A 14180-nucleotide genomic window follows, 5' to 3' on the forward strand; every position below is an offset into this window, starting at 1 on the left:
ATCCCCCTCATGCCTTCCTGGCAACCTGGCTCGGACTGGTGGTCACCTGGTTCGGCTCGGGGCTGACGACCTTCTCCATTGGTACGTTCATGTACCAACGCAGCGGGTCCATCACCCAGTACTCGCTCTTCAACTTCTTCTACTTCCTGCCCATGGTGGTGCTCTCCCCGTTGACCGGTGCCCTGGTCGACCGGTGGGACCGCCGCCGCGCCATGCTCGTCGCCGAGCTCGGCGGAGGTTGCAGCGCCGCCCTCATCTGTCTGCTCGTCTTCGCCGACCACGCGGGCCTGTGGAAGCTCGAGCCCTGGCACTTCTATCCGCCCATCGCGCTCGGCGCCGCCTTCGGCGCGCTGCATCTGCCCGCCTGTTACGCCGCCACCACCCTGCTCGTCCCCAAGCAGCACCTGGGCCGCGCCAACGGCATGATTGAACTGGCCTACGGCGCCGGGCAGATTCTGTCTCCCCTGGTCGCCGGTCTGCTCGTGGGGCGCATCGGGCTGCAGGGCGTCGTGCTGCTCGATGTCGCCTCCTTCGGCCTCTCCATCGTGCTCCTGTTGCTCGTGCGCTTTCCCCCGCCGCCTCCGCTCGCCCCGGAGCAGCAGGCGGGCCGGAAGTCGCTCTGGCGGGACATGGCCGACGGCTGGCACTTCATCCGCACCCGGCCCGGACTGTTCCAGCTCATGCTCTTCATTGGCCTGCTCAACCTGATCCTGGGCATGGTCATCACGCTCATCACCCCGCTCGTCCTCAGCTTCGCGAACGTGTCCACCCTGGGCATGGTCATGTCCTTCGCCGGCGTGGGGATGGCTGCCGGTGGTGTCCTGATGAGCGTGTGGGGCGGACCCAAGCGTCGCATCCACGGCGTGCTCGGCTTCCACATGCTGTCCGCGTTCGCGCTGTTCGCCGCGGCCCTGCCCCCCACGGCTCCGCTCGTCGCGGGCGGAGCGTTCGTCTACCTCCTGTGCTCCCCGGTCATCATCAGCTCGATGCAGACCATCTGGCAGAGCAAGGTCCCTCCCGGCCTGCAGGGGCGCGTCTTCTCCGTGCGGCGGATGCTCAGCCAGGCTGCGCCGCCCATCGCCGCCCTGCTCTCCGGCCCGCTGTCCGACCAGGTCTTCGAACCCCTGCTCGCCCCGGGTGGCGCGCTGGCCGGCTCCATCGGACGGGTGATGGGCACCGGCACCGGGCGCGGCATCGCGCTGCTGTTCGTCGTGCTGGGCTTCATCATCCTGGCCCAAACGCTCCTGTCCTATCTCTCCCCGCGCATCCGCAACATCGAGGACGAGCTGCCCGACGTCCTCGCCGACCCGGGCACTCCTCCGGACGTCCTCCCCGAAACGAGCCCCGCCACGCCGGGTTGATTTGTCCCATTCCTCAAAGAGAGTCTGGCATTCCATGGTTCTTCACGACGCGAGCAACCTGGAGCAGGTCCCCTGGCCCGACACAGAGGAGGGGCGCTTCGCGCGTGCCTACCTCACGCCCCTCATCCAGCGGGGCAGCACCGCCTTCGTATCGGATCGCACCACGCTGCGCCTCGTCAGCATGGATGGCCTGGTCATCCCCCTGGCCATCAATGACGCCGAGTACGGCAACTCGCCGATGCTCTCGAACTACGCCCGCTACGTCACCTTGCAGGTGAAGGCCATCCAGCGAGGCAATTGGGGCCCGGTGTACGGCAGGCTCGTGCGCGGCGTGCTCCACGGCGTGGGCGGGATGCTCAAGGTGGCGCGGATCGATCGGTGTGTCTACGTGGACCACTGGGTGGTGCTGCGCAACATGCCGACCCTGTTGACGGCTGACCAGGTGCAACGGCTCACGCGATTCCTCGTCTCGCAATTCCCCGACCACGCCATCGTCTTCTCGACGCTGAGCCTGGCCACGCACTCGCCCCTGCTCAACACGCTGAAGGCTTGCGGCTACGACAGTGTCTTTGCCTTTCACACCCGCCTGCTGCTGCCCAAGGCCGAGGTGAGCCGGCAGGTGCGCGAGAACCGGCGCCGGGACGCGCGGCTGCTGGAGGCCAACGGCTACCAGATCGTGGACGGCAAGGAGATGCCCGGCTGCGCGCCACGTCTGGCCGAGCTGTACCGGTTCCTCAATGCGGAGAAGTACTCGACGAATCAGCGGATGTCGGTCGACTTCTTCGAGACGCACCTGCGCGAGGGGACGCTCCAGTTCCGTCTGGCCGTGAAGGACGGACGCATCGACGGGTTCTTCGCCTACGCGATTGGCCACGACACGCTCTTCCCGCCCGTCTTCGGGTACGACCTGAGCTTGCCCCAGGAGCTCGGGCTGTACCGGGGCCTGGTGCACCTGCTCATCCAGGAGGCCGCGGATCTCGGCATCGCCGTGGAGCTCGGTGCGGGCGCCGACCAGTTCAAGAGCATGCGGGGCGACAAGCCCATGCCGCGCTACAGCTCGGTCTACACCCAGCACCTGCCGGGCTGGCGTCAGTCCGGGTGGCGGCTGCTGCGGCGCTTCGCCAACGGCCCCATGCTGTCGGCCTCCCGGGGCGTGCTGCGGCCCATCGACGGTGACAACGTGGTGGGCTTCGACGGCGAGCCCGAGACCTTCGCCCCGCCCACGATGGGTGTACGCGAGGCGGTGGAGCTTCTGCGCCAGGAGCTGGCCTCGCTGGAGCGCGCACTGGAGGAGGCCTCCGCGCTGGAGGGAGAGGCCTTGGCGCGTGCCCTCACCCCGCTCGCGGAGAAGCTCCACAACTGGCAGCAGCCGCCCCGGCGGGTGGTGGAGCTGCGCGAGAAGCTGATGCGGCTCGAGCAGCGTCAGCGGCGCGGCACCAGTAGCAAGGCCCCGCCGGAGAAGGCGCCTCCCACGGCGGACATGGCCCGGCAACTCCTCGAGGGCGCGGCCCGGCTGGGAGAGGCCCTGCTGGTGGCCAGCCACCTGGGAGAGGCATCCGCCCAGCAGATGCGCGCCCTGGCGGAGAGCCTGCGGCAATCCGCCGACTGCGCCGCCGTGGTGCTGACGGCCACACGTGGCGGAAAGGTGGTGCTCGTCACCGCGGCCACGCAGGCCCTGCTCCAGCGCGGTGTGGACGCCGGCCAGCTCATGGCCCAGGTCGCCCCCGCCGTCGACGGCAAGGGCGGCGGCGCCCCGGAGATCGCCTGGGGAGGTGGCTCGCGGCCCGAGGGCATCGACGCGGCGCTCGAGGCCGCGCGGCACTTCCTCCAGGCCCGCCTCGGCGGCGCCGCGTCATGACGGCGGAATCCCGGACTGCCATGAACCTCTACGACGAAAGCACCATCGCGGACGCCCCATGGCCGGACACCGAGGAGGGACGCAAGGCCCGCGGCTTCCTCGTCCCGCTCTTCCAGCAGGGGCTCCAGGCGTTCTTCGGGGACCGCAGCACCCAGCGCCTGCTCGCCATCCTGAAGACAGGCAAGTGGAGCCCGCTGGGCGCGGTGATGCTCGTCACCGCGGCGGCGCAAGAGTTGCTCCTGCGTGGAGTGGACGCGAGCCAACTCCTGCGGCGGGTCGCTTCAGCCGTGGAGGCCAGCAGTGAGCAGGGAGGGCCAGAGGTGGCCTGGGCGGAAGGTTCGCGCCCCGAGGGCATCTCCACCGTGCCCGAAGCAGCGCGGAAGTTCCTTCAGGAGCGCCTGGGCGGCGCGAGCTGAGGGCGAGCCTCCGGAATGCATTTGGCTTTCCAACCAGCCGACTGTCAGCGCTGAGAGGTATTGAAGAACAATGGCTACCACTCCTGAAGACAAGCGGGCACAGCTGGCCCGCCTCCTGCGTGAGAAGGCCCGCAAGCCCAAACAGGCTCCCGTCTCCTTCTCCCAGGAGCGGATGTGGTTCCTCGATCAGTGGAACCCTGGCAGCGCCCTCTTCAACATGCCCGTGGCCGTGCGGCTCACCGGAGCGCTCCACCTGGAGGCGCTCGAGCGCGGGCTTCAGGAGCTCGTCAACCGTCACGAGCCGCTGCGCACCACGCTCGCGGAGCAGGACGGCGGCCCCGTGCAGCGCATCGCTCCCGGCGCCGAGGTCCCCCTGTCCCGGGTGGACCTTCAGGAGCACCCCGAGGCAGAGCGCGAGTCCCAGGCCTGGAAGCTCATCTCCGCCGAGGCCCAGCGGCCCTTCGACCTGAGCCGCGGGCCGCTGCTGCGCACCGTGCTGTACCGGCTCTCCGAGCGCGAGCACCTGCTGCTGTTCAACCTGCACCACGTCATCGCGGACGGCTGGTCCATGGGCGTGCTCGTCCGGGAGCTGGCCACCGTCTACCGGGCCTTCGTCGAGGGTCAGCCCTCGCCCCTGCCCGCCATGCCCCTCCAGTACGCCGAGTACGCCGCCTGGCAGCGCCAGTGGTTGCAGGGCGAGGTGCTGGAGTCGCAGCTCTCCTTCTGGCGCTCGCGGTTGGACCCGAACGCCGTGCTGGAGCTGCCCGGAGACAGGCCCCGCCCGGCCGCGCTCAGCTCCCACGGCGTGCGCCAGTCGCTGGTGCTGTCCCCGGAGCTGACCCAGGCCCTCAAGGCACTCGCCCAGCACGAGGGCAAGACGCTCTTCGCCACCCTCCTGGCCGCCTTCGAGGTGCTGCTCCACCGCTACACCGGGCAGACAGACCTGACCGTGGGCACGCTCGTGGCCGGCCGTGAGCGCGCCGAGCTCGAGGGCCTCATCGGGCTGTTCATCAACGCCCTGGCCCTGCGCACCAGCCTCGCCGGAGACCCCACGTTCCGCGAGCTGCTCGGCCGCGTCTTCGAGACCGCACAGGAGGCGTATACCCGCCAGGACGTGCCCTTCGAGAAGCTGGTGGAGGCACTCAAGCCCGAGCGCAGCTCACGCCACCTGCCGCTGTTCCAGGTGATGCTCAACCTGCAGAACGCGCCCCTGCCTCCGCTCCAGGTTCCGGGCCTCGTGATGGAGGTGCTGCCCGTCCACAGCGGAACGACCAAGCATGACCTGACGCTGTACGCCACCGAGCTGCCCGAGGGCCTGCGGCTCAGCGCCGAGTACAGCACGGACCTCTTCGAGGCCCCCACGATGCTCCGGCTGCTCGGGCACCTGCGCTCGCTGCTGGAAGGCATTGTCGAGCACCCGGAGCGGCGCATCTCCGAGCTGACGATGCTCACGGACGAGGAGCGCCGGCAGATCCTCCTGGAGTGGAACGGCGAGAAGGCCGTCGTCCCGAGCGGCGCCTGCATCCACTCCCTCATCGAGGCCCAGGTGCAGCGCACGCCCGAGGCCGTGGCGCTCGTCTTCGAGGGGCAGTCGCTCACCTATCGTGAGCTGGATGCGCGCGCGAACCAGCTCGCCTGGCACTTGCGCTCGCTCGGCGTCGGCCCCGAGGTGCGGGTCGGCCTGTGCCTGGAGCGCTCGCTGGAGATGGTCATCGCCCTGCTGGCCACCCTGAAGGCTGGCGGTGCCTACGTCCCGCTCGACCCCGACTACCCCTCGCAGCGACTGGTGTGGATGCTCGAGGACGCGCGCCCCGCCGTGCTGCTCGCCCAGCAACGGCTGCTCGCGCGCCTGCCCTCGCATGAGGCCCGGGTGCTCTGCCTGGACTCGCAGTGGGACGAGGTGTCCGCGCACCCACGGCACGCTCCGCCTCCGCTCGCCACTCCGGACAACCTCGCGTACATCATCTTCACCTCCGGCTCCACCGGCCGGCCCAAGGGCGCGATGAACGCCCACGGCCCCGTGTGCAACCGCCTGCTGTGGATGCAGAAGGAGTATGTGCTGGGCGCCCAGGACACCGTCCTGCAGAAGACCCCCTTCAGCTTCGACGTGTCCGTCTGGGAGTTCTTCTGGCCGTTGATGGTGGGCGCACGGCTGGTGGTGGCGAGGCCTGGAGGACACCAGGAGCCCGCCTATCTGGTGCGGCTCATCGCCGAGGCTCGCGTCACCACCCTGCACTTCGTGCCCTCCATGCTCCAGGTCTTCCTGGAGGAGCCGGGGCTGGAGCGATGTGTCTCGCTGCGGCGCGTGGTGTGTAGCGGTGAGGCATTGCCGCTGGAGCTCGCCGAGCGCTGTTTGCAGCGGCTGCCCCAGGCCGGGCTGCACAACCTCTACGGCCCCACCGAGGCCGCCGTCGACGTCACCTATTACGCGTGCGTGCGCGGCGAGCACCGGCGCTCGGTGCCCATCGGCCGCCCCGTGGCCAACACCTCCATCCGCCTGCTGGACACGAAGCTGCGGCCGGTGCCCATCGGCGTGCCCGGCGAGCTGTTCATCGGCGGCGTGCAGGTGGGGCGTGGCTATCTGTCCCGCCCCGCCCTCACCGCCGAGCGATTCATCCCGGACCCCTTCAGCGAGACGCCTGGGGCGAGGATGTACCGCACGGGCGACGTGGCGCGCTGGCTGCCGGACGGCAACGTCGAGTACCTGGGCCGCGCCGACTTCCAGGTGAAGATCCGCGGCCTGCGCATCGAGCTGGGGGAGATTGAATCCGCGCTGGAGCAGCACCCCACCGTGCAGCAGGCGGTGGTGGTGGCGCGCGAGGACGTGCCCGGCGACAAGCGGCTGGTGGGCTACGTGGTGGGACGCGGCGGCCCGGCGGCGGTGGACGTGGGCGCGCTCGGTGCCCACCTGCGCGAAAAGCTGCCCGAGTACATGGTGCCCTCGGCGCTCGTGGTGCTGGACACCATGCCGCTCAATCCCAACGGCAAGGTGGAGCGCAAGGCCCTGCCCGCGCCGAAGCTCGAGCGGGCCCGGGAGGAGCCCGTCCCCCCGAGCACTCCCACCGAGGCCGGGGTCGCTGAAATCCTCGGGGAACTCCTGCACGTGGAGCAGGTGGGCGCGCGGGATGATCTCTTCAAGCTGGGCGGCAACTCGCTGATGGCCACGCGGGTCATCGCGCGCCTGCGCGCCCGCTTCAGCGTGGAGCTGTCCCTGCGCGTCCTCTTCCAGCACTCCACCGTGCAGCAGATCGCCCGGCTCGTGGACGAGGCCCGCTCCGGCGGGGGCTCGAAGCAGGAGCGGACCTCCGGGCCCCAACGCCGCGAGCGCCTGCCCGTCATTCCCCTGCGCGCCGATGACGCCCCCCTCGATGTCTCGGAGGCGCTGGCTCCCGCGCGGGCCCGGCTCACCCCCGAGGAGCGGCACCGCCTGCTGGTGGAGTGGAACGCCACGGCCGCGGACTTCCCGCGCGAGGCCTGCATCCATCACCTCGTGGAGGCCCAGGCCCGCCGCACTCCCGATGCCGTGGCCGTGAGCGCCGGCTCCGTGCGCCTCACCTACCGGGAGCTGGAGACACGCACCAACCGGCTCGCCTGGCACCTGCGCTCGCTGGGCGTCGGCCCCGAGGTGCGCGTGGGCCTGTGCGTCGAGCGCTCCGCGGACATGGTCGTGGGCCTGCTCGCCATCCTCAAGGCCGGTGGCGCCTACGTCCCGCTCGACCCCACCTACCCTCGCGAGCGCCTCGCCTTCCTCCTCGAGGATGCCCAGGGCCCCGCGCTCCTCGCCCACTCCCACCTCCAGGGCGTGCTGCCTCCCCACTCCGCCCGGGTGGTCTGCCTGGACGCTCTCCCGGAGGAGCTCGCGCACCTGCCCGACTCGCCTCCGCCCGGCGCGCTCCACCCCGAGAACCTCGCCTACCTCATCTACACCTCGGGCAGCACCGGTCGGCCCAAGGGCGTGGCCATCACCCACCGCAGCGCCGTGGCCTTCCTCTCCTGGGCCCTGGCCACTTTCTCGCCCGAGTCGCTGCGCGGCGTGCTGGCCTGCACCTCGCTCAACTTCGACCTCTCCGTCTTCGAGGTCTTCGCCCCGTTGAGCAGCGGCGGCACCGTCATCGTCGCCCGCAACGCGCTGCACCTCGCCGAGCTGCCCCAGGCCTCCGACGTCACCCTCGTCAACACCGTGCCCTCGGCCATGGCCCAACTGCTGCGGCTCGGAGCGCTGCCCGGCTCGGTGCGTGTCATCAACCTCGCCGGAGAGCCCCTCCCCGAGCCGCTCGCGCGTCAGGTTTATGAGGTCCCCACGGTGAGGGATTTGAACAACCTCTATGGGCCCTCGGAGGACACCACGTACTCCACCTGGGTGCGCGTGCGCCCCGGAGAGCCCATCACCATCGGCCGTCCCCTCTCCAACACCCGGGCCTATGTGCTGGACGAGCACCTGGAGCCGGTGCCCGTGGGTGTGCCCGGGGAGCTGTACCTCTCGGGCGACGGGCTCGCGCGAGGCTACCTGCTCCGCCCCGAGCTCACCGCCGAGCGCTTCCTGCCGTGTCCCTTCGGCCCGCCGGGCTCGCGCATGTACCGGACGGGAGACCGGGTCCGCTACCGGCCGGACGGCGAGCTGGACTACCTGGGCCGCAATGACAACCAGGTGAAGATCCGCGGCTTCCGCATCGAGCTGGGCGAGGTGGAGACGACGCTGCAACGGCACCCGGACGTGCGCGAGGCGGTGGTGGTGGCGCGCGAGGACGTGCCCGGCGACAAGCGGTTGGTGGCCTACGCGGCCGCCCGCGAGGGACGGACCCTGGACGTCTCCGCCCTGCGCGATGGGATGCGCCGCACGCTGCCCGAGTACATGGTGCCCTCGGCCTTCGTGGTGCTGGAGGCCCTGCCGCGCAACGCCAACGGCAAGGTGGACCGCAAGGCCCTGCCCGCGCCAGCCACCGAGCGCCCCAGCCTCCGGCCCTACGAGGCGCCGCGCACCCCCACCGAGGAATTGTTGGCCGGACTGTGGCGGCAGGTGCTCGGCGTGGAGCGCGTGGGCGTGCACGACCACTTCCTCGAGCTGGGAGGCCACTCGCTGCTGGCCACGCAGGTGGTGTCGCGGCTGCGCTCGGCGCTGAAGCTCGAGCTGCCCCTGAATGCCTTCTTCGAAGCGCCCACGCTCGAGGCGCTGGCCCGCAGGGTGGAAGCGGCGCGTGACAGCGGCAGCGCGCTCGCCGTCATTCCGCCCCTGCTGCCCACGCCGAGGACGGAGCGGCTCCCACTGTCCTTCGCGCAGCAGCGCCTGTGGGTTCTCGACAGGTTCGAGCCCGGCAGCACCGCGTACACCATCCTGGCGGCGCTCCGGCTCCAGGGTCCGTTGAACGTGCGAGCGCTGGTGCTCGCCGTCCAGGCCCTGCAACGGCGCCACGAGGGCCTGCGCACCACCTTCATCGAGGACGAGCAGGGCCCCACCCAGGTCATCCTCCCGGACGTGGAGCCCTCGCTGGGGCTCGTGGACCTGCGAGGGCTGCCCGAGTCCGAGCGGGAACGCGAGGCCCTCACGCTGGCGGCCGAGGAGGCGGAGCGGCCCTTCGACCTGACACGGGCGCCGCTGCTGCGTGCGCTGCTGGTGAGGCTGGACGGGCAGCACCACGTGCTGGTGGTGACGATGCACCACATCATCTCGGATGGGTGGTCCTCGGGCATCCTCATCCGCGAGCTGTCCGCCCTCTACGAGGCCTTCTCCACGGGCGAGCCGCCCCGCCTGCCGCCGCTGTCCGTGCAGTACGCGGACTATGCGGTGTGGCAGCGCCAGTGGCTGAAGGGAGACGTACTGGAGACGCAGCTCGCGTACTGGCGCAAGCAGCTCGCGGGAGCGCCGCCCGCGCTGGAACTGCCCACGGACAAGCCGCGTCCCCCGGTGCCGTCCTTCCGGGGCGGCCGAGTGCCCGTGCGCTTCGGCCCGGAGCTGTCCGAGTCCCTCAAGGCCCTGTGCCACCTCGAGGGCATCACGCTCTTCATGGCCCTGCTGGCGGGGTTCCAGACGCTGCTGTCGGCCTGCTCGGGAGAGCTGGATATATCGGTGGGCTCGCCCATCGCGGGCCGGGCCCAGCCGGAGCTGGAGGGACTGCTGGGCTGCTTCGTCAACACGCTGGTGCTGCGCACCCGGCTGGATGGAAACCCGAGCTTCCGCGAGCTGCTGGGCCGCGTGCGCGAGGTGACGCTCGGGGCCTATGCCCACCAGGACGTGCCCTTTGATCGCGTCGTGGAGCTGATGCTGCCCACGAGAGACCCGAGCCGCTCGCCCCTCTTCCAGGTGCTGTTCGTGCTGGAGAACGCCCCGGGCGCCCAGCCGATGGGGCCGGGGCTGTCGATGCGGTTCGTGGACGTGGAGCGCCACTCGTCGAAGTTCGACCTGACGCTGGCGCTGTGGGAGGAAGAGCGAAGCATCACCGGCGTGCTGGAGTACAGCAGCGACCTGTTCGAGCCCTTCACGGCGACGCGGATGGCGGAGCACCTGCGCGCGGTGCTGGAGTGGACGGTGGCGCACCCCGAGGAGCCGATGTCCCGGCTGCGCCTGGCACTGGCGAACGGCGACGTGCTGGTGCCGCTGCGCACGGGAGGCTCGCGCCGGCCCTTCTTCTGCGTGCACCCCATTGGCGGCAACGTGCTGTGCTACGCCGAGCTGGTGCGCCACCTCGACCCCGAGCAGCCCTTCTACGGCCTGCAGGCGCGCGGGCTGGAGGGAGAGCGGCCGCCGCTGGAGTCCATGGAGGAGATGGCGGCGCTCTATGTGGAGGCACTGCGCACCGTGCAGCCCCGAGGCCCCTACCGGCTGGGAGGCTGGTCCATGGGCGCGGTGGTCGCCTTCGAGATGGCCCGCGTGCTCAAGCAGCAGGGAGAAGAGGTGGAGCAGCTCGTCTTCATCGAGCCCAGCCCCACTTCTTATGCCCAGGGCACGCGCATCGAGGACGAGGCGATGCTCGAGGCCCTCTTCACCGCGAACCTGGCGCAGACGCTGGGGCCGCCGCAGGAGGTGCCGGCCGACGAGCTGCGGAGACTCCAGCGCGTCTTCACCGGCTGCGTGCGAGCCCTCTACCAGCACACCTTGAGCCCCCTGCCGCTGCCGCTCACGATGCTGCGCGGCCAGGAGGCCCAGGTGGGCGACCCCGAGGCTCCCGATCGGGGCTGGGCCGCGCTGGTGAACCACCTGGACATGGTGGAGGTGCCCGGAGACCACTACTCGGCGCTGCGGGCCCCGAATGTCGAGACGGTGGCCCGGACGCTGACTCGCCTGCTCGAGCCGCCCTCGGGGAAGCGCCAGGCCCCGGGCAACAAGACCGGGTGAGCCACCGCCCCCGCGTCACGAGGGGCGAGGGGCCTCGTCCGGGTCACCCGCATCGGCCACCACCTTCCACGAACCATCCGGCTGCTTCTCCCAGAAGTTCATGTACGTGCCGCGAGCCTCCGCGACCCCGCCCGAGGCCTGGGGAGTCCTTCGCAGGTAGCGGCCGGTGGTGTAGCCGAGCCGCCCGCCGGCGGAGAGCTCGGCGCGGGTCGGCTCCCAGGTGAGGGAGAAGCCGGGGGTGGCGAAGACGGGCGTCATGGCGGCGCGGATGGCGTCGGTCCCGATGATGTGACCCGAGGCGCGCAGCATGACGCCGGTGGGGGCGAAATAGGAGGCCCAGCCCTCCCCGCCGCGAGCCTGCGTGGCGACATTGAATTCCCGGTCGGTGCGCAGCAGCGCTTCCTCTTCTGGCGTCATGGTCCGCTCCTGGTGCGAGGTGTCGTGGGTGGCATGTCCCATCACGCGTGCCACGCTACGTGAAGGAAGGCCCCGAGCACATTCAGAAGCAGGAACTCCCGTCGACGAGCCGCGGCAACGTGGGTGGAGGCGAGCGTCCGTGCAGGCGCCCTCACGCCTCTGTATCGAGCACCGGGGTCCAATACTCCCGCGCCCGGGTCGCGCATATCCTCGGATGCGAGGGTGATTCGTCTTGGAGGCGCCCATGAGCATCCACGTCGGAGCATGGGCCGTGAGCACGGTGCTCGCGGCGAGTTCGGGCGCGGCTGGGACCGCGGAAGCACTCTTCTTCCCGGAGGGGTTCCGCAGCAGCGTCGAGGACGTCAACGGCATCAAGCTCAACGTCGTGCGCGGAGGGAAGGGAAGCCCCGTGCTGCTGCTGCACGGCTACACCCAGACGCACCTCATGTGGTGGCGCGTGGCGCCCGCGCTGGCCAGGAGCCACACGGTGCTCATGCCCGACCTGCGAGGCGCGGGGAGCTCGTCCATCACCGACGAGGGGTACGACAAGAAGACGATGGCGCGCGACGTGCGGGAGCTGGTGAAGAAGCTGGGGTTCGACCGGGTGTCGGTGGTGGGCCACGACATCGGGTTGATGGTCGCGTATGCCTACGCCGCGCAGTTCCCCGACGAGGTGGAACGGCTGGTTGTGATGGACGCGTTCCTGCCTGGGATCGAGCCCTGGTCGGACCAGATCATGCGAAGCCGCGACACCTGGCACTTCACCTTCACCGGGCCCACGGCCGAGAAGCTCGTGCAGGGGCGGGAGCGGATCTACTTCGATCGCTTCTGGACCGACCTGTCCGCCAACCCCCAGGCGTTCAGCGAGGCCGAACGCCGTGCCTATACCGCGGCGTACGCGGCCCCCGGCCGCCTGCGCGCGACGTGGGGCTACTTCCGCGCGTTCGATCAGGACCAGAAGGACTTCCGCGAGCTGGCCCGGACGAAGCTCCCGATGCCGGTGATGGTCATCGGTGGGGACAAGTCCCTGGGTGAGCCGCTCACGGCGCAGATGCGCGCGGTGGCGACCCGGGTCGAATCGCACATCCTCGAGAACACCGGGCACTGGGTCTCCGAGGAACGTCCGGACGAGGTCCGCGAGCTGCTCGTCAACTTCCTCGGGAAGTGAGCCACTGACCGGAGGGCACTCCGAGAAGCCTCCGGACAACGGGGGCCTCGGCCCGGACCCCCTCCCCTCCTCGCGCCTGGGGCCCCACCCTGAACCGGGGAGGGTTTCATCCATGTTCTTCCAGGCCATCAAGACACCCGGTCTCGCCCACGTGTCCTACGTGCTCGGCAGCGATGGCGAGGCGCTCGTGGTTGATCCGCGGCGCGACCTCGGCGTCTACCTCGACATCCTCCAGGCCCAGGGCCTGCACCTGCGCTACGTCCTCCAGACGCACCGACAGGAGGACTTCATCGTGGGAATGGCCGAGCTCGCCCACCTCACCGGCGCCCGCACCGTCGCCTTCAAGCATCCCATCAGCGGCTACGTCGACGTGCAGCTGGGCGAGCGCGCGCGGCTCCAGCTCGGCCGCCTGTCGCTGCTCGCCCTCCACACCCCGGGCCACACCCCCGAGAGCATGAGCTGCGCCGTCTTCCTCGACACCCACCCCACGCTCGCCTGGGGCGTCTTCACCGGCGACGCGCTGCTGGCCGGGGAGACCGGGCGCACCGATCTGTTCCACCCCGAGCGCACCTACGAGAACTCCGCGCTCCTCTACGACGCCCTTCACAGCGAGGTGCTCCCGCTCGGGGACCAGGCGCTCGTCCTTCCCGCGCACGGCCCGGGCTCCGTGTGCGCCAGCCAGATCGCCGACCGGGAGCTGACCACGCTCGGCCTCGAGCGCCACCGCAACCCCGTCTTCGTGCTCGGCCGGGACGAGTTCATCTCGCACAAGCTGCGCGAGCGCCTCCCTCGGCCGCCCTACTTCTCGCGAATGGAGGGGGTGAACCTGCACGGCGGCATCTCGCTCGCCCGGAAGCAGCGGACCCTTCCCATGCTGTCCCCGCGCGAGCTCCAACAGACCGCCGAGGTGCTGGGGCTCATCCTCGACACGCGCGAGCCGGAGGCCTTCGCGGGAGGCCACATCCCCGGCTCGCTGAACCTCTGGATGGACGGACTGGCCCTCTTCAGTGGCTGGATGGCCACCCCGGAGATGCCCCTCTACCTGGTGCTGCCCGAGAACACGGACGTGCGGCAGGCGGAGCTCTCACTGGCCCGCGTCGGCATGGACCGGGTGGAGGGAGTCCTCGCGGGAGGCTTCCGCGCCTGGAGGGCGTCGGGGCTGCCTATCGAGCACCACGCCACCCTGACTCCCAACGAGTTGCACGAGCAGGCCGACCGCTTCCAGACGCTGGACGTGCGCACCGTCTCCGAGTTCGAGGAAGGCCACATCCCCAACGCGCGTCACGCCTACGTGGGCGAGCTGGAGGAGCACCTGGGTGAGCTGGGATTGCGTCAGGATGCACCCGTGGCGGTGACGTGCAGCGCTGGCCCTCGGGGTGGGCTGGCCGCGAGCATCCTGCAACGCAACGGCTTCCAAGGCGTGGCCAACCTGCTCGGGGGGATGACCGCGTGGAAGAAGCTGGACCTGCCCGTGGAGGTAGGCCCGGCGCCGCGCCCGAGCGAAGCCCAAGTCCAGGAGAAGGCGCAGGGAGAGGAAGGGCAGCTCTATTACGAGTAGCGTGAGCCCCAGGGCATTCACGCGGAGAGCAAGAAAGCAGACGCCGGGCACCGACGAGGGTGTGCCTTCCGG

General features: G+C 70.4%; 7 protein-coding genes. 6 read left to right on the forward strand and 1 reads right to left on the reverse strand.

Going from position 1 to position 14180, the window contains the following annotated elements; all coding sequences use genetic code 11:
• Nucleotides 1-17 precede the first annotated feature (17 nt).
• The 4 genes from DAT35_RS48290 (at nt 18) to DAT35_RS48305 (ending at nt 10965) form a co-directional block, all read left to right on the forward strand.
• A complete protein-coding gene (locus tag DAT35_RS48290; RefSeq protein ID WP_255415255.1) occupies nt 18-1361 on the forward strand; it encodes an MFS transporter in 1344 nt (447 codons plus the stop codon).
• Between the two features lie 34 nt (nt 1362-1395).
• Nucleotides 1396-3219: a DHHA1 domain-containing protein gene (locus DAT35_RS48295; RefSeq protein ID WP_108076134.1), complete on the forward strand. Its 1824-nt coding sequence runs from the start codon at nt 1396-1398 to the stop codon at nt 3217-3219.
• Nucleotides 3220-3239: 20 nt separating this feature from the next.
• Nucleotides 3240-3635, forward strand: coding sequence for a hypothetical protein (locus tag DAT35_RS48300; protein WP_108076135.1), 396 nt, complete (start codon nt 3240-3242; stop codon nt 3633-3635).
• 70 nt (nt 3636-3705) lie between these two features.
• Complete coding sequence (locus DAT35_RS48305; protein ID WP_108076136.1) at nt 3706-10965, forward strand: non-ribosomal peptide synthetase; 7260 nt, start codon at nt 3706-3708, stop codon at nt 10963-10965.
• A gap of 15 nt (nt 10966-10980) precedes the next feature.
• On the opposite strand, the gene DAT35_RS59510 is transcribed toward DAT35_RS48305, so the two are convergent.
• On the reverse strand, nt 10981-11382 hold the full coding sequence (locus DAT35_RS59510; RefSeq protein WP_158502183.1) for a DUF4440 domain-containing protein: 402 nt from the start codon (nt 11380-11382) through the stop codon (nt 10981-10983).
• A 244-nt stretch (nt 11383-11626) separates the two neighbouring features.
• Here DAT35_RS59510 and DAT35_RS48315 point away from each other — a divergent pair, with 244 nt between their 5' ends.
• Nucleotides 11627-12550, forward strand: coding sequence for an alpha/beta fold hydrolase (locus DAT35_RS48315; protein ID WP_108076137.1), 924 nt, complete (start codon nt 11627-11629; stop codon nt 12548-12550).
• Between the two features lie 112 nt (nt 12551-12662).
• Nucleotides 12663-14108, forward strand: a complete 1446-nt coding sequence (locus DAT35_RS48320) for a rhodanese-like domain-containing protein (RefSeq protein WP_108076138.1) — start codon at nt 12663-12665, stop codon at nt 14106-14108.
• Nucleotides 14109-14180: the final 72 nt, after the last annotated feature.

This window comes from Vitiosangium sp. GDMCC 1.1324 (genome assembly GCF_003044305.1).
In the GTDB taxonomy this organism is placed as follows: domain Bacteria; phylum Myxococcota; class Myxococcia; order Myxococcales; family Myxococcaceae; genus Archangium.